Source organism: Cytobacillus sp. QJM3NY_8 (genome assembly GCF_056173585.1).
This window is the reverse complement of sequence record NZ_CM149681.1, coordinates 4,102,236-4,118,263: the sequence shown is the minus strand read 5'-3', so window position 1 is coordinate 4,118,263 and position 16,028 is coordinate 4,102,236. Positions and strand designations below refer to the sequence as shown.

General features: G+C 40.5%; 19 protein-coding genes. 14 read left to right on the top strand and 5 right to left on the bottom strand.

Annotation, left to right across the window (positions count from 1 at the left end):
• Positions 1-86 precede the first annotated feature (86 nt).
• Positions 87-1,052 carry a F510_1955 family glycosylhydrolase gene (locus tag AC0VZ9_RS21230; protein WP_251175130.1) on the bottom strand — a complete coding sequence of 322 codons (966 nt, stop codon included), beginning with the start codon at positions 1,050-1,052 and terminating at the stop codon, positions 87-89.
• Between the two features lie 448 nt (positions 1,053-1,500).
• Here AC0VZ9_RS21230 and AC0VZ9_RS21225 point away from each other — a divergent pair, with 448 nt between their 5' ends.
• Complete coding sequence (locus AC0VZ9_RS21225) at positions 1,501-1,656, top strand: hypothetical protein (protein WP_009333045.1); 156 nt, start codon at positions 1,501-1,503, stop codon at positions 1,654-1,656.
• Between the two features lie 125 nt (positions 1,657-1,781).
• The gene (locus AC0VZ9_RS21220) at positions 1,782-3,578 is read left to right on the top strand and encodes a M3 family oligoendopeptidase (RefSeq protein WP_475396701.1); all 1,797 of its coding nucleotides are present in this window, start codon (positions 1,782-1,784) and stop codon (positions 3,576-3,578) included.
• Positions 3,579-3,618: 40 nt separating this feature from the next.
• On the opposite strand, the gene pssA is transcribed toward AC0VZ9_RS21220, so the two are convergent.
• Complete coding sequence (gene pssA / locus AC0VZ9_RS21215) at positions 3,619-4,158, bottom strand: CDP-diacylglycerol--serine O-phosphatidyltransferase (protein WP_019382881.1); 540 nt, start codon at positions 4,156-4,158, stop codon at positions 3,619-3,621.
• A 271-nt stretch (positions 4,159-4,429) separates the two neighbouring features.
• Between pssA and AC0VZ9_RS21210 the strand changes: the two genes are divergently transcribed.
• Positions 4,430-5,206 (top strand): phosphatidylserine decarboxylase, encoded by a 777-nt coding sequence (locus tag AC0VZ9_RS21210; protein WP_475396700.1) that lies wholly within the window; start codon positions 4,430-4,432, stop codon positions 5,204-5,206.
• Between the two features lie 74 nt (positions 5,207-5,280).
• On the opposite strand, the gene AC0VZ9_RS21205 is transcribed toward AC0VZ9_RS21210, so the two are convergent.
• Entirely contained in the window at positions 5,281-5,421 is a 141-nt protein-coding gene (locus AC0VZ9_RS21205) for a sporulation histidine kinase inhibitor Sda (protein WP_009333041.1), read from the bottom strand.
• A 529-nt stretch (positions 5,422-5,950) separates the two neighbouring features.
• Between AC0VZ9_RS21205 and AC0VZ9_RS21200 the strand changes: the two genes are divergently transcribed.
• Genes AC0VZ9_RS21200 through AC0VZ9_RS21165 form a run of 8 tightly spaced genes read left to right on the top strand, consistent with a single transcriptional unit; the run spans position 5,951 to position 11,020 of the window.
• Positions 5,951-6,466, top strand: coding sequence for a YqeG family HAD IIIA-type phosphatase (locus AC0VZ9_RS21200; RefSeq protein WP_009333040.1), 516 nt, complete (start codon positions 5,951-5,953; stop codon positions 6,464-6,466).
• Between the two features lie 3 nt (positions 6,467-6,469).
• Positions 6,470-7,576, top strand: coding sequence for a ribosome biogenesis GTPase YqeH (yqeH, locus tag AC0VZ9_RS21195; RefSeq protein ID WP_475396699.1), 1,107 nt, complete (start codon positions 6,470-6,472; stop codon positions 7,574-7,576).
• Positions 7,577-7,623: 47 nt separating this feature from the next.
• On the top strand, positions 7,624-8,463 hold the full coding sequence (gene aroE / locus AC0VZ9_RS21190) for a shikimate dehydrogenase (protein WP_019382878.1): 840 nt from the start codon (positions 7,624-7,626) through the stop codon (positions 8,461-8,463).
• A complete protein-coding gene (gene yhbY / locus AC0VZ9_RS21185; RefSeq protein ID WP_009333037.1) occupies positions 8,457-8,747 on the top strand; it encodes a ribosome assembly RNA-binding protein YhbY in 291 nt (96 codons plus the stop codon). The genes aroE and yhbY overlap by 7 nt, the downstream gene beginning before the upstream one ends.
• A gap of 40 nt (positions 8,748-8,787) precedes the next feature.
• Positions 8,788-9,357 carry a nicotinate-nucleotide adenylyltransferase gene (locus AC0VZ9_RS21180; RefSeq protein ID WP_019382876.1) on the top strand — a complete coding sequence of 190 codons (570 nt, stop codon included), beginning with the start codon at positions 8,788-8,790 and terminating at the stop codon, positions 9,355-9,357.
• Entirely contained in the window at positions 9,347-9,913 is a 567-nt protein-coding gene (gene yqeK / locus AC0VZ9_RS21175; protein WP_009333034.1) for a bis(5'-nucleosyl)-tetraphosphatase (symmetrical) YqeK, read from the top strand. Before AC0VZ9_RS21180 ends, yqeK begins: the two co-directional genes overlap by 11 nt.
• Positions 9,914-9,917: 4 nt before the next feature.
• A complete protein-coding gene (gene rsfS, locus AC0VZ9_RS21170; protein ID WP_009333033.1) occupies positions 9,918-10,274 on the top strand; it encodes a ribosome silencing factor in 357 nt (118 codons plus the stop codon).
• Entirely contained in the window at positions 10,271-11,020 is a 750-nt protein-coding gene (locus tag AC0VZ9_RS21165; protein ID WP_019382875.1) for a class I SAM-dependent DNA methyltransferase, read from the top strand. The genes rsfS and AC0VZ9_RS21165 overlap by 4 nt, the downstream gene beginning before the upstream one ends.
• An 82-nt stretch (positions 11,021-11,102) precedes the next feature.
• Here AC0VZ9_RS21165 and comER read toward each other — a convergent pair whose 3' ends face one another.
• Complete coding sequence (gene comER, locus AC0VZ9_RS21160) at positions 11,103-11,927, bottom strand: late competence protein ComER (protein ID WP_475396698.1); 825 nt, start codon at positions 11,925-11,927, stop codon at positions 11,103-11,105.
• Between the two features lie 89 nt (positions 11,928-12,016).
• Here comER and AC0VZ9_RS21155 point away from each other — a divergent pair, with 89 nt between their 5' ends.
• From AC0VZ9_RS21155 to AC0VZ9_RS21145, 3 genes are all read left to right on the top strand, one after another.
• Entirely contained in the window at positions 12,017-12,655 is a 639-nt protein-coding gene (locus tag AC0VZ9_RS21155; RefSeq protein ID WP_009333030.1) for a helix-hairpin-helix domain-containing protein, read from the top strand.
• A gap of 115 nt (positions 12,656-12,770) precedes the next feature.
• Complete coding sequence (locus AC0VZ9_RS21150) at positions 12,771-13,334, top strand: ComE operon protein 2 (RefSeq protein ID WP_009333029.1); 564 nt, start codon at positions 12,771-12,773, stop codon at positions 13,332-13,334.
• Positions 13,335-13,401: 67 nt separating this feature from the next.
• Positions 13,402-15,732 carry a DNA internalization-related competence protein ComEC/Rec2 gene (locus AC0VZ9_RS21145; protein ID WP_475396697.1) on the top strand — a complete coding sequence of 777 codons (2,331 nt, stop codon included), beginning with the start codon at positions 13,402-13,404 and terminating at the stop codon, positions 15,730-15,732.
• Positions 15,733-15,867: 135 nt separating this feature from the next.
• Here AC0VZ9_RS21145 and AC0VZ9_RS21140 read toward each other — a convergent pair whose 3' ends face one another.
• Positions 15,868-16,002, bottom strand: a complete 135-nt coding sequence (locus AC0VZ9_RS21140) for a YqzM family protein (protein ID WP_019382872.1) — start codon at positions 16,000-16,002, stop codon at positions 15,868-15,870.
• Positions 16,003-16,028: the final 26 nt, after the last annotated feature.

Genomic DNA, 16,028 nt, shown 5'->3' with positions numbered 1-16,028 from the left:
TGCACAGGATGTACAGACTGCAGCGTTCGCCATTGAACGTGGCGGTTTTAGTTGAAGTTCCTATGAACAAGTAGCTTTCGTTTTGGTTATTCTATTCTTCCGTTTTTTAACAAAAGCTGCCAATTTTCACCGCTGTCTGCTGATTCATATAAATCTTTGAGATACGTTGAAACTGCAAGTGTTCCGCTAGATTTATTATCGGCAGCAATGTATGTAATAGGGTTGTCATAGCTGAGAAAAGGGATTTTAATATGTGAGTTTTCCATCGTTTCAAGATCGATTTTACTCATTTGCACCTTTTCCTGATCTGCATACGCATAGTACAAGCTATTTTCCGTGAAGGTGAGTGCTGTAGCCATGATTGGATCAGATACTAATTTTACATTTTCACCTCTATCCTCTGAGAAGAAGATGCCGCTTCTTGTGGACATAGCCATGATTTCCGGATCAGTTGGATGTGCCGCGATCATACCAAGTGTGTCACCCTCAAGCCCATTTAAGCTGACTGGCTCCCATGTTTTGCCTGCGTCCTGAGAGCGGTAAACACCTGCCTCAAGCTCTTCGCTTTTTTCCTGGTTGATCATGTAGATTATATTTGTATCATAGCCGGCAGCTAAAAAAGGAAAGGAACTTGTTCCGCTAAAAGCCAGGTCTTTAAAAGAAGCTCCTTTATCAGTGCTTTTCACAATACCAAGAGGGTTTTTTATGACGGAGTTCTTATCAGGCTGGCCGCTGACAATAAATCCATCTTTGACTGCCTGAAAACCCATGTAGTCATGGTTAAGGGAAGTGGCCTCATGCCAAGTGCCATCTTTATAAAACTTTAAGCCATCGCTGGACGATAGGTAGAGTGCAGTATCATTTCCCGGGTATCCAATTCCTTGAATATGCTCGATTTGCTGAGCTGATGCCTCAATAATAGTATAGTCAGCCTCATCTGAAGTTTTACTTGATGGTTCATCAGCAGTTTTTTTACTTTGCTCTTTCTCAGCAGAACAGCCAGCTGCGAACAATAACAGGAGAACTGCCAAAATCATTCTGCCTTGTTTCATTGATTTCACTCCAATTCATATCAGTTTAACGGATATTATGATTATCGATGTCATTATATAGTATTTCAGCGTAAAATAAAAAACCCTTGCCTATGGAAGGGTTCAGATAAATAGCTCCCTATAAAGAGTGAAGAAAAAACTTATTCCGTTCCTCTTTTTTAAAATCGGAAAGGTGCTTAGTTACTTTGCCGGATCCTTTGCAGACAGGGCAGGTTTTCTTTATGAATTTATATGCTGTAATATTGCCTGTACCTTTGCATTTTTTACAGATTGAGATAATTTTCATTTAACACTCCTCCCATAAAATTCCTTCTAGTATATCCTATGAACCATTCTAAGAGAGGTGCTGGGAACATACCGATTTTCACCGGGATTTTAGTGTAAAAGCCTAATCGCTGGTCCATAAATTACATATCTTAGTAATAGAAGGCGAAGGGAGGTAAAGGTTATGCCTTATGGTTATGGCGGTTATCCCGTTCCCCCTCCTTATCCATGCGGTTATTATGGAGGCGGAGGATTCTGGCTGGCCCTCGTAGTTGTACTGCTGATCCTGCTGCTTGTTTTTGGAGGATTTGCATACTATGGCGGCGGCTATTTCAGGTAGAGATATAACCAGAAGTTGGCTCATACCAAGGGTATGGGCTTCTTTTATATAGAATATTTTATAGAAATTTCGGAAAAATCGCGGTATAATATTTCTGTAATCGAAATTTTTTATGGGGGGATCATATGACTGTAACAGCCTATTCGTCAGTTTGGGATTTGGATGTCTTTTTTAAGGGTGGAAGCGACTCAGCAGAATTTGATCAGCATTTACTGGAAACAAGAAAGCATATTGATTCATTTTTTAATCAAATACATAACTGGGAGCCTGCTAATTCAGCTGCAGATTCAGCTGCAATAAGTGAAATCATTGAGCTTTTCCAGCAGACGGCAAGAAAAGTGCGTCAGGCTGGTGCTTTTGTGAGCTGTCTTCAGGCCCAAAATACCGAGGATAAGAAAGCGAAAGATCTTAGAGGGACAACTACGGAACTTAGTGCAGCTTTTCAAAACGCTTTAACGGCATTTGATCAGAAGCTTGCAAGTTTAGATCAAAGTTCATGGGAGCAAATTATAAATGATAAGGATTTAATTGAGCTTTCATTTGTATTAAACGAACGCCGCGAAAATGCCTCAGAAAAACTTTCGCAAGAGGAAGAAACGGTCATTAATGCCCTTGCAGTTGATGGTTACCACGGATGGGGACAGATGTATGACGTAATAGTAGGAAATATAAAAATTCCTTACACTGAAAAGGGCGAGATAAAGCAGCTTTCAGTTGGACAGGCTGCTAATAAGTTTTCAAGTCCTGACAGAAAATTGCGCAAGGAAGTTTTTGATAATTGGGAAAAATCATGGAACAGCCAGTCTGATTATTTATCTAAAACCTTAAATCATTTAGCCGGTTTTAGATTAAATATATATAAACTAAGAGGCTGGAGCGACTTCCTCAAAGAACCTCTGGACTTAAACAGAATGAAAAAAGAAACCCTGGATACCATGTGGAATGTCATTTCAAGAAATAAAGCACCTCTTATTAAATATTTGGAGAGAAAAGCAAAGCTTTTAGGCTTAGAGAAATTAAGCTGGTATGACCTGGATGCCCCGCTCTCCAAGTCAGAAACAAAATTAACTTATCAGCAGGGTGCAGATTTTATTCTTGAGCAGTTTGCTCACTTTGGAGAAGAAATGACAGCCTTTTCTAAAAAAGCGTTTGAAGAAAAATGGATTGAAGCAGAGGATCGTCCAGGAAAGGCGCCAGGCGGTTTCCATACTTACTTCCCTGAAAGCAGTCAATCAAGGATCTTTATGACATACTCAGGGACACCATCCAATGTTTCAACCCTGGCACATGAACTGGGGCATGGATTTCATACATATGCAATGAGGGACCTTCATTTGCTGAATCGAAATTATGCCATGAATGTTGCTGAGACAGCTTCTACTTTCGCAGAAATGATTGTCTCTGATGCAGCAGTGAAAAATGCTGGATCAGAGGAAGAGAAACTGGCGCTTTTAGAAGATAAAGTGCAAAGGTCTGTTGCGCTGCTAATGAATATCCATGCACGATTCCTGTTTGAAACACGATTCTATGAAGAAAGAAAACGAGGAGTTGTAAGTGCGGACCGTCTGAATGAAATCATGACGGATGCCCAAAAAGAAGCTTATGGAAACGCACTTGATGAGTATCATCCATCTTTCTGGGCTTCAAAGCTCCATTTCTTTATTACTGGCGTGCCATTTTATAATTTCCCATATACTTTTGGATATTTGTTCTCGCTGGGAATCTATGCACAGGCTCTTAAAGAAGGAAAAGGGTATGAAGAAAAATATATAGCATTATTAAAGGATACTGCATCGATGACAGTCGAAGATTTAGCTATGAAGCATTTATATGCAGATTTAACAAAACCTGAGTTCTGGGAAAGTGCCGTTCAATTATGCATGGACGATGTGGAAGAATTCCTGGCATTAACAGAAAATTAATAAAAGCAGAAGCCGCGCTCTTATTATGAGCACGGCTTTTTTACATTTTTTTCAGTCTGAAAGGGCTTATCATTAGAATGGAAAGTGTCAGCATTATAAAGAGAAATAAAGGTGAAGGCCAATATGGAATTGCCAGAAAGCATAAAGTGGCCAGGCAGCCGGCAGCCGTTATCGGCAAGCCTGTAAAATAGCCATTATTGTCACTGATGTTAAAACGGGCTAGCCGCAAAGCTCCACAGCCGATATATAGAGCAGTTAAGAAAGCTCCTGGTGCCCCAAAATCATAAAGGACTCCCATGTATAGGAGCAGTGCAGGAGCAACTCCAAAAGAAATAATATCACTCATGGAATCCAGCTGCTTTCCTAGATCCGATTCAATATTCATTTTTCTCGCTGCCATCCCATCAAAACGGTCAGCAAGAGCTGCGATAAAGATCAGCAGCATACTCAATTTCAAATTATCATTAATAGAAAATAAAATAGCAAAGCACCCTAAGAACAGGTTAGACAGAGTTAAGATATTGGCTGTCTGTGCCTTTAGCTTCTTGATGGTTAAATCAAGAACATCCTGTAAAAACATGTCAAACACTCCTTGCACCTGGGAATCACAGCCTGCAGACTATAAGAAGTTTTTTCTTATGGGCAATGTGTTAAAGTGTACGTTAATTGGGAAAAATCTGGAAGGATAAAAAGAAGCAATCCACAGTATTTCAAGAAAGCCAAAAATAAAAAAAGTGTCAAATCTGAGGAAGTCTATGGCAAACTTAGTTTTATATGTTATATAATAATATTTTATTCTATGCTTTTTATGCCTGTTCGTAAAGAACATATTTTTTTAGGGGGCATGTCGTTTGTTAAAACCTGTATATCGCCTGCTGATTGAATTGACAAATGGAAGATGGACATCCGGGATACTGCAGAAATTTGCAAAATCAAATTTGAGCAGGCGGGTCATTCCGTCATTTTCAAGGGTTTATAATATAAATGAAAGTGAAATGGAAAAAAGCCTGAATGAATATCCAACACTGCATGAATTTTTCATTAGAAGGCTTAAAGAAGGTGCAAGAGTTACAGATCTGAGCCCTAACTCGGCAGTCAGTCCTGTAGATGCTGTTATCGAAGATGTTGGTAGTATCCGGAAGGACCGTGTTATTACAGTAAAAGGAAAAAAATATTCCATCTCTGAGATGCTGGGTGAAGATAAAGCAGGAAAATATGCAGGCGGCACTTATATGATCTTTTATTTAAGTCCGAGCCACTATCATAGGATACACAGCCCGGTCACTGGAAAAGTAGCAGATCAATGGATTCTTGGGCTGAAGTCTTATCCGGTCAACAAATGGGGATTAAAATATGGTAGAGATACACTTTCCAAAAATTATCGGAGCATAACTGAGGTGAGGCATGGAGATGCAGCAATCGCGATTGTGAAGGTTGGCGCTATGTTTGTAAATTCCATTGAACTTATACATGAAGGGGATCAGCTTGAAAAAGGAAAGGAAATGGCCTATTTTACGTTTGGCTCTACTGTCATTCTCCTGTTTGAGCAAGGGAAATTCGAACTTGAAAAGTCAATCAGGACTCCTGCTCACATTAAAGTAGGGGAGCGGATTGGGACGCTATTGTGAATGTTTGGGCCGCTTATTTCAGTTTTTAATGGATATGGAGAATAAAAAAAGCCCTATTAAGGGCTTGTCCATTTTTAAGAAGTAACTTTTATTCTGTTTGATAGTGAGCGACGGTGGATTTCTGTTTCGATTAAACGAATGAAGTCTTTGCTAAGCTGCAGTTCCTTTGCTTTATAATATGATTCGATTAGTAAATCATCTGACAGTTTACGCATTCCTGTCCCACCTCCAGGCACTTGATATTTCAGTTCTAAAAGAATTATTTTATACATATAATGTAAGATTTTATGTTGTACCCCTACTCTAGCAAAATTAAACGATTAGAACAACTGTTCTCTTATCCACAGGAAACAGTGGATAACCTGTGATTATTTTGTTTATAAAAAGGGAAAAAGTATAAAAATCATATTGGATTATGTGCATAAAGTTATCCACAGGGTTGAAGGGCAGTTGTTTTTTGTCGAAAAATTTTTATTATAAGGATAAATAATATCTATTCCATGGAAATTTACTGAGCTTTGAGTGTCTTTCCCCATTTTGTGGAATCGTATAAAATAGAACAGCTGGATTGTATCCTCCGGTTTTTATTTTGAAAGAGAAGATGAAATTGGGTATGATGAAATCGGTGTTTTTCAATAGTGAAAACACTGCTGAAACTAATTATTATTAAAGCCCGAGCGGTATTTGAGGATTCAGAAACAATATTGTTGGACCATAAGAATTTATGATTGAGGTGTAAATATAGTGTTAAAGCATTTTTTGCCTGATCAGCATGTTAAAAGTATATTTGAAATTACTCCCCACAGTTTACAGGAAAAAGGAGTTAAAGGAATTATCACGGACCTGGATAATACACTAGTCGAATGGGACAGGCCAAATGCAACACCGAAGCTGATTAGCTGGTTTGAAGAAATGAAGCAAAGTAACATCAAGGTTACCATTGTCTCAAATAATAATGAAAATCGGGTTAAGGCTTTTTCCCACCCCCTCGATATTCCATTTATCTACCAGGCAAGAAAGCCAATGGGCAGGGCCTTCCGAAGAGCTCTATCAGAGATGGGGCTGAGAAAAGAAGAAACAGTTGTGATTGGTGATCAATTGCTGACTGACGTCCTGGGGGGAAACAGAAGCGGCTTCCATACTATTTTGGTCGTGCCTGTCGCTCAGACTGACGGATTTTTTACAAAATTTAACCGGCTTGTGGAAAGACGAATATTAAATTGGTTCAGAAAAAAGGGAATGATTCAGTGGGAGGATTAAGAAGTGAGTGAAGAACAATTTGTTTGCATAGGCTGTGGAGTAAAAGTTCAAACAGAAAATCCTGATGAGCTGGGCTATGCTCCTCATTCAGCTCTGCAGAAGGAAACGATTATTTGCCAGCGCTGTTTTAGGCTGAAACATTATAATGAAGTTCAGGATGTAAGCTTGACGGATGATGATTTTCTTAAGATCCTGAATGAAATTGGACAAAGTGATGCACTTATCGTGAAGATTGTGGACATCTTTGATTTTAACGGGAGCTGGCTTCCTGGGCTCCACCGTTTTGTAGGCAACAATAAAATCCTGCTTGTAGGAAACAAAGTTGACCTTCTTCCAAAGTCGGTGAAAACAAACAAGCTGATTAACTGGATGAAGCAGGAATCAAAACAGTTGGGACTGAAACCGGAAGAAGTCTATCTGGCAAGTGCTGCGAAAGGGTATTCCATTAACGAGATTGCAGCAGCTATCGACCATTACCGGGAAGGAAAAGACGTGTATGTAGTAGGGTGTACAAATGTAGGTAAATCCACATTCATCAATCGTATATTAAAGGAAGTAACAGGTGGGGGCGATGTCATCACAACTTCCCACTTTCCTGGCACAACCCTTGATATTATCGAAATACCTTTATCTGACGGAAAAGCTTTAGTAGATACGCCAGGTATAATAAACCATCATCAAATGGCCCATTATGTAGATAAAAGGGACTTAAAGGTTATAACACCTAAAAAGGAAATAAAGCCTAAGGTTTACCAGCTGAATGAAGCGCAGACCCTGTTCTTTGGCGGACTGGCAAGGTTTGATTACATTGCCGGGGGCCGACGTTCATTTGTTTGCCATTTCTCCAATGAACTAACTATTCACCGCACCAAAACTGAAAAGGCCGATGAGCTGTATCGGAATCATGCGGGAGAGATGCTCACACCGCCAAGGGAAGAACAAATGGAAACCTTCCCGGAGCTTGTGAAACATGAATTCACAATAAAAGAACCAAAAACAGATATAGTATTTTCAGGGCTTGGCTGGATTACAGTAAATGAAGGCGGGGCCAAGGTAGCTGCATATGTTCCTAAAGGTGTCCATGCCATGATAAGGAAGTCTTTAATTTAGGCTGTGAACCTGCAGCTGCTTACGCTTTTCAAAAGGGGTGAGGAATTTTGAAAAAGCTGTTTGGGGTGATTGGGGATCCGATTTCCCATTCAATGTCCCCCGCTATGCACAATGATCTATTTGGGGCTTACAGTCTTGATGCACATTATCAGGCATTCCATATATCAAGGGAAAATCTGACGGATGCTATTATAGGGTTCAGGGCAATGGGCATTGCGGGATTTAATGTTACAGTGCCGCATAAGGAGGCTATCATCCCTCTTTTAGATGAACTGGATCCCCTGGCAGAGGCTATTGGAGCAGTTAATACAGTAGTCAATCAGACCGGAAAGCTAATAGGCTATAATACGGATGGGAGCGGGTATGTAAAAGGCCTGCTGAATCAAAAACAATCAATTAAAGACAAAAAAGTGCTCATAGTGGGGGCGGGCGGAGCTGCAAGAGCCATTTATTTTACAATTGCCAAAGAAGGTCCTGAGCTTCTGGATATTTGCAATCGGACTCCAAAGAGGGCGGAACAAATTATAAATGATTGCCCTTTCCGTGTCCCGGCGCGAGTGCTGAGCAGACCGGACGCAGAGGGAAGCCTCGAGACATACGATCTAATAGTTCAGACTACATCGATAGGGATGCATCCGGAAATTGGCCAAAGCCCGCTTTCAGTACATAAGCTTAAGCCTGGAGCCTTTGTCAGTGATATCATATACAACCCGCTTGAAACAAAGCTTCTGACTGAGGCTGCTGAAAAGGGTGCGGGAATTCAGAATGGAATCGATATGTTTGTATATCAGGGTGCACTTGCTTTCGAGATGTGGACTGGTATTGGACCTGACATTGAAAGAATGAGACATAAAGTTTTAAATCAGCTGGGAGGATTATCATGCTAACAGGAAAGCAAAAACGTTTTTTACGATCAAAAGCCCACCATTTAAACCCGATTTTCCAAGTAGGAAAGGGCGGGGTAAATGAAAATATGATTAAACAAGTTGGAGAAGCACTGGAAGCCCGTGAATTATTAAAGGTTTCAGTCCTTCAAAACTGTGAAGAAGACAGGGATACGGTGGCGCAGCAGCTGTCAAAAGGTACAAAGGCTGATGTTGTACAAATCATCGGGAATATAATTGTTTTATATAAAGAATCGAAAGAAAACAAACAAATCGACTTGCCGTAAATTTCTTCAGCATAAAACTGGAAAGCATGGAGGAGTGTAAATGGAAAAGGTAGGCATACTTGGAGGGACCTTTAATCCGCCTCATTTAGGCCATCTCATTATCGCGAATGAGGTAATGTCTTCTCATGGTTTGGATGAAATCTGGTTTATGCCGAACCATGAACCTCCCCATAAAAAGCGGTCTGATAATGTAAGCAGCGGTGATCGTACAGAAATGCTGAAACTGGCATTGCAGAGCCATCCCCGCTTTAAATTGCAATTGATTGAGCTGGAGCGCGATGGTCCTTCATTTACCTACGATACAATCAGGATTTTGAAGGAAAACTATCCTCAAAAGCAATTTTATTTTATTATTGGAGCTGACATGGTTGAGTATCTGCCCAAGTGGCATAACATTGACAAACTTCTTGAATTGATTACTTTTATAGGAGTGAGGCGGCCATCTTACAATCTGCAGACTCCGTATCCGATTCTTTATGCTGACATTCCTGAAATGGGGATATCCTCGAGTATGATCAGAAGCCGTGTAAAGGAAGGCGGAACTATTCGCTATCTGGTACCGGATGCTATACGGAGTTATATAAAGGAGAATCATTTATATGAATCGTGAACAGGCTCTTGCAATTGTAAAGGAACAGCTGACTGAACATCGCTACCTTCATACAGTAGGAGTGATGGAAACAGCCATTAACCTTGCAGCGAAATATGGTGCTGATACAAAGAAAGCGGAACTGGCGGCTATTTTTCATGATTATGCTAAGTTTCGTCCTAAGGAAGAGATGAGGGAAATTATCATTAAGGAAGGAATGCCAAGTGAGCTTTTGGAGTACAATAGTGAACTTTGGCATGCTCCCGTCGGTGCTTTTCTGACGGAGAAGGAAGCAGGAATTAATGATAAAGAGGTTTTGGATGCTATAAGGTACCATACTTCCGGCAGGCCGGGAATGGTGCTTCTTGAAAAGATCATATATCTTGCGGATTATATTGAACCTGGAAGGCACTTTCCAGGTGTTGGTGAAGTGCGTGATTTAGCGGAGACAAATCTGAACAAAGCCTTAATCAAGGCCGTCCAAAATACCATCATGTTTTTAATGAAAAAAGGGCAGCCGGTTTTTCCAGCGTCCTTTCAAACTTATAATGACCTTGTAATGAATAAGGAGGACTGATTAGATGAATGAAAATACATTGCTGATGACAGCAGTTAAAGCAGCAGACGATAAACGGGCAGAAGATATAACAGTACTTAATATGAAAGGCATTTCTCTGATTTCGGACTACTTTGTAATTTGCCACGGCAACTCAGATAAACAAGTGCAGGCCATTGCTCGGGAAATGAAAGAAAAATCTGAAGAACACGGGTTTGCTGTTAAAAGGATGGAAGGTTTTGATGAAGCAAGGTGGATTCTAGTCGATATGGGTGATATAGTTGCTCATATTTTCCATAAGGATGAAAGAAGCTACTATAATCTGGAAAGACTTTGGGGCGATGCACCGGTCGAGAACGTTCAGGGCATGCTTAACCAATGAGCTACGGAAAGTTCGCTTATCTCTATGACAGGCTGATGGAAGATGTTCCTTATGACAGCTGGATTAAATTGGTCAATGAAAAGCATGCGGAATTTAATGTGCCCGGAAAAAAACTGCTGGACCTTGCCTGCGGCACAGGCCAGCTTTCTATAAGGCTAAGTAAACAGGGGTATGATGTTACTGGTGTGGACTTATCAGAGGATATGCTGGCTGTTGCACAGGCAAAGGCAGAACAGAACGGTCTGCAAATCCCCTTTTACCTGCAAAACATGGCTGAACTTGAAGGATTCAGTGAATTTGACATTATTGGCATTTTTTGTGATTCTTTAAATTATCTGAAGACGGAATCAGAGGTGAAGGACACCTTCATGAGGGCCCGCGCCCATTTGAAAAGGGATGGTCTTTTTATATTTGATGTTCACTCCATTTATAAAATCATGCAGATATTTATGAACCAGACATTTGCTGAAAATGATGAGGAAATTTCATATATCTGGCACAGCTATCAGGGTGAATATCCTAATTCTGTGGAGCATGATCTTTCATTTTTTGTCCTGGAAGAAGAAACCGGAAAGTATGACCGCTATGACGAACTTCACTTCCAGCGTACGTATCCTATTGATCAATATGAAAATTGGCTTAGAGAATGCGGATTTGAACTGCTAGACATTTCAGCAGATTTTGAAGAGGGCCCTCCAGGCAGTCAGGCTGAACGAATCATTTTTATTGCAAAGAAAAGGAACTAATATATATTACAGCCGGACTGTGAAGCAATCCGGCTGTTTTTTTTTAGAAAAAAGAAGGATTATTTCCATTAACATCGAATAGCTAATGGAGAGAATACTGTTTCTTTACCTCAATAAGATCTTCGTCATACTTGGAATGTGTTGCCTGGAATAAGTGCTCAAATACTGTGCCAAGCTCGCTTTCAAGAATCTTAATTCCCTCTCCTGTAATTCCTCCTTTGACGCATACCTTCTCCTGTAATGTCGGCAATGTATAAAATCCCTTTTTCAGTAAATCCCCAAGTCCGATCAGCATCTCTCCTGCAAGCTTTGTGGCTGTTTCTTTATCAATCTCCGTTTCTGCAACTGCCGCGTTGATGAAGCGCTGTGTCAAATAGCTGAAAAAGGCAGGTCCGCAGCTGACAATATCTGAAGAAACCCGTGTAATATTTTCCTCGATAAAGACAGGCGTGGAGATGCTTTCAAAAAGCTTATGAAGTATCCCTTTCCAATGCTCGCTGCACTGTTCACTGAATGATAAAAGCGAAACCCCCGATAAGGCCCGATTTGTTATGCTTGGAATCGCCCTGGCTGCTGAACAGGGCAGAATAGATTCAAGCTGTTTTACACTAATAGGGCTGGTTATTGAAACTACACATTTATCTTTTGACAGGGACGGCAAAATATCCTGAACGACATTATACACATCATGAGGCTTTACACAAATGAAGATAAGTGAAGAACGATGTGCGGCCTCTCTTGCGTTATTTACAACTGTAATATCCGGATGAGTTTCCTTTATATCCATCGCTTTTGCCGCTGTCCGATTGGTAATTGTCATGGAGGATGGGGAAACGGTTCCGCCATCGAGGAAAGCCTCGGTCAGTATTCTCCCCATGTTACCTGTGCCAATTATACCGATTTTCATTGCTTTATCCCTCCTTCAAAAGCAAGCTCTCTCATATAACGATATGTATCAAAAACACATTTATTCCAAAAAGAAAGGATTGATCCTTAATGGCTCAATGGATAAAAACACATAAAATTTACGCTTTAGGAGCCGCCATTGCACTGGCTGCCTTCCTCTATTATTTTTTCATGCCTGTTCAAGAGGCTGAATTATTGCCTGAGATTGAACAGACAGTTCAATTAAATGAAAAGGAAGATGATGATAAAGAAATGGAAACAGAAGGTGATGAACAGGCGGAACAGATGCCACAGCCAATGAAGGCAGATATTAAAGGAGCTGTACAAAAGCCGGGAGTATACGAAGCGGCAGAAGGTGACAGGGTGATAGACCTTCTGGAAAAAGCAGGCGGACTGACAGATAAAGCAGATGGAACCAAAATCAATTTTGCCCTCAATATTACGGATGAAATGGTCATATATGTTCCAGAAAAGGGTGAAATTCTCGAGGAGGCCACGGTCGAAGATGGAAAGGCGAGAGGCCAGCAGGATAATGGAAAGATAAATTTAAACCAAGCCAATGAATCAGAACTGCAGATGCTGCCGGGAATCGGCCCATCTAAGGCCGCAGCCATAATTGAACACCGGGAGACAAATGGACCCTTTAAGGATGTTGCAGACTTGAAATTAATATCAGGGATAGGAGAGAAAACCTTTGAAAAACTCAAAGAACATATTAGTGTAAAATAATTTCATTCCATTGACCTTAGCGAGCATGAGGCTTACACTTATTTAGAGAAAAAGCTTGTTTTTGAATTAAGGGCATATACGCCTGTGCAAAAGACGGAAGGGGAGAGACTGCAAGATGGATCGGATTTCCTGGAACCAATATTTTATGGCGCAAAGCCATTTGCTTGCTTTGAGGAGCACTTGTACAAGGCTTGCGGTAGGCGCAACCATTGTAAGGGATAAGAGGATCATTGCCGGAGGCTATAATGGATCGATTGCGGGCGGTGAACATTGTATTGATGAAGGCTGCTATGTTATTGATAACCATTGTGTCAGAACCATTCATGCGGAAATGAATGCGATTTTGCAGTGTGCAAAATTCGGGGTACCTACAACTGATGCGGAAATATATGTAACTCATTTTCCATGCCTCCAATGCTGCAAAGCGATCATACAGGCGGGAATTAAAACTGTTTATTACGCACAGGATTATAAAAATCACCCATATGGAATTGAGCTCTTTGAAAAGGCTGGAGTGAAAACAGTACAGGTAATAGCAGAAAAAGTGTCCTTTGATGACAGCAAACAAGAAAAACATGATTTTATAGAAGAATTAATAAATGAGCTTGAAAAAAGCGGAAAAGATAGGGACTTGGTGAAAAGCTATAAAGAAACAAAGGACAAGCTTTTCGAGAAATAAAACATTCAAGGAGTAACACCTGAAATGAAGGTCTTACTCCTTCTAAAAAAATAAAGGAGCAAATGATATGAAAGGCAGATGGATCTATGCGGCTGCTGCCTCATTGCTGGGAATTTTGACATCTTTTTTTCATCCGGCTATTGCTATCGTTATTTTTCTTCTGACATTTTTCCTCTTAAAAAGAAATATTTTATCATCCTATAACGCTGCCATTATGATAGTGATTTTCCTTGCCTTTATCATGCGCAGTGAATTTGCATCCGAACACAATAGGACAAGCCTTTCCGGAAATGAGAGCGAGTTCGAAGTAACAATGAAAGAATCTGCAAAAATAGATGGAGATCTTCTTACAGTCTTCATTGAATTAGCAGATAAACAAGAAAAGCTGGCAGCCAGGTATAAAATTAAATCCGAAGCAGAAAAAAAGACCCTTACAGACAACCTGGGAACAGGTATGACATGCCGGGTAAATGGCACCTTACAGACCCCTCCAACATCCACCAATCCTAATTCCTTCAGCTATCAGGAATATCTAAACCACAACAGCATCTTTTGGATCCTCGAAATGGAACAGTTAAACCTCTCTGATTGCAGTTACCGTAAAAGCAGCCTTGTATTAACCATTTTAAAAATAAGAGAAACGGGAATTAATTATCTCCTGGACCATTTTCCTGAACAATCAGCTCCACTGGCTATTGCCCTTATATTCGGCGAACGTAATTTTATTGATCAGGCTACTATTGCTTCTTATCAGAAAATCGGAATTATCCATTTGCTTGCGATATCCGGCCTTCATGTAGGTATGCTAGCTGGGATGTTCTTTCTTGCTGGTGTACGTGCTGGAATCACCAGAGAAAAAATGACCAGCATCTTATTATTGGTTTTGCCTTTATATGCCATCCTGACAGGGGCAGCACCATCTGTTCTGCGGGCTGTGTTTATGATGCTTGTGATCTTGCTCGCAAAGAAGCTGAAGGCACCTATTCAATTAGCTGATGTTATCTCTATTGTGTTTATTGGCTACCTTTTTATCTCTCCTTATATCATCTATAATGCCGGGTTTCAGCTGTCGTTTGCTGTCGCCCTATCGCTTATTCTCTCAGCTCCCATCATCCTCAAAAGATTTTCTGAATCATACGCTGCTATCCTGGCAGTTTCTTTTGTTTGCCAGATGGCTGCCATTCCGATCCTTCTGTGGCATTTTTATGAGGTATCGATTATTTCCATAATTGCCAATCTGATTTTTGTGCCTTTATATTCTTTCATAATCCTTCCGGTGGTGTTGATTCTCTTCATTTTTGATTTATTAACAGGGGGGAAAGCAGTTTTATTGCTCAATGTATTTGAAAGACTTATCAGTTTTCTAAATTGGATTGCTGAATTGCTTTCGGCTATTCCTAACTCGACCCTTGTTCTTGGCAGGCCATCCCTGATTATGCTGATCGTCTATCTGCTCCTGATTCCCGCATTCTTTGCAGGCTGGGAAAGGTCAAAAAATAAAAAGGCTCTTATCAGGAGCGGTGTGCTTCCAATCCTTGCCATACTAATTCAGTACTTGTCGAATGTGTTTACTCCTGCCGGTGAAATTACATTTATAGATGTTGGACAGGGTGACAGCATTCTGATAAAGCTTCCATATGGAAGAGGGAATTATCTGATAGATGCAGGAGGCACGCTTATGTTTGACACTGAGGATTGGAGGATGAGAAGTGATCCTTATGAAACAGGAAAGGATACGGTAGTGCCTTTTCTGAAAAGCAAAGGGATCAGTAAAATAGATAAGTTTTTTTTGACTCACGGGGATATGGATCATATTGGAGGAGCATCAGCTGTGATTAGGGAAATGAGGGTAAAGTCTGTTGTGTTTTCACAGGAAGCGGAAATTTCAGAGGCTGAAAAGGATTTGATTGTTCAGGCTAAATTAAAAAAAAGCAATATTGTATTCACTAAAGCTGGAGATAATTGGTCAAAAGGAGATTCCGTATTTCAAGTTTTGTCTCCATTTGGAGATCGGATGGGGGACGTGTATACAGAGAAAAATGATAGCTCTATTGTCCTTTTTGCCAAAGTGGGTGGCCTTAACTGGCTGTTTACCGGAGATTTGGAGGAAACGGGGGAAAGTCAGCTTATAAAAGCTTATCCCAATTTGAAAATTGATGTTTTAAAGATTGCCCATCATGGAAGCAAAACCTCCACAACAGAATCATTTCTGGCTGCTGTTAAGCCGAGAATTGCCGTTATTTCTGCAGGCAGAAACAACAGGTATGGGCATCCTCATAATGATGTAACGGGCAGGCTTAAAGAAATTAATGTGAATGTTCTGAGAACCGATAAGCAAGGGGCGGTTAACTATGTTTTTAAAGGAAATTCAGGAACCTTTTCCGTTCAGCATCCATAGTATATGTTAGAAATGCTTCAGCTCCCTTTCCATACTCTCAATGCCTATTATCACTTACAGCCACAAAAAAAAGAGACTGCTGAGGCAGCCTCGATGTGTCAGAGGTATGACACAATTACTTACTTTATGTAGCCATTAAGCTCCTAAAAATTTAATGACTGTTGCAATAACAAATAACGTTGCGAAGAAACCGAATGATACGATGAATCCTACTCCAGAGTCGATGGCATCATTACGTTTGCTTTGGACGTTCTTTTCAAATTCGTTCACAGTCTACCCCTCCTATTTCCTTATAT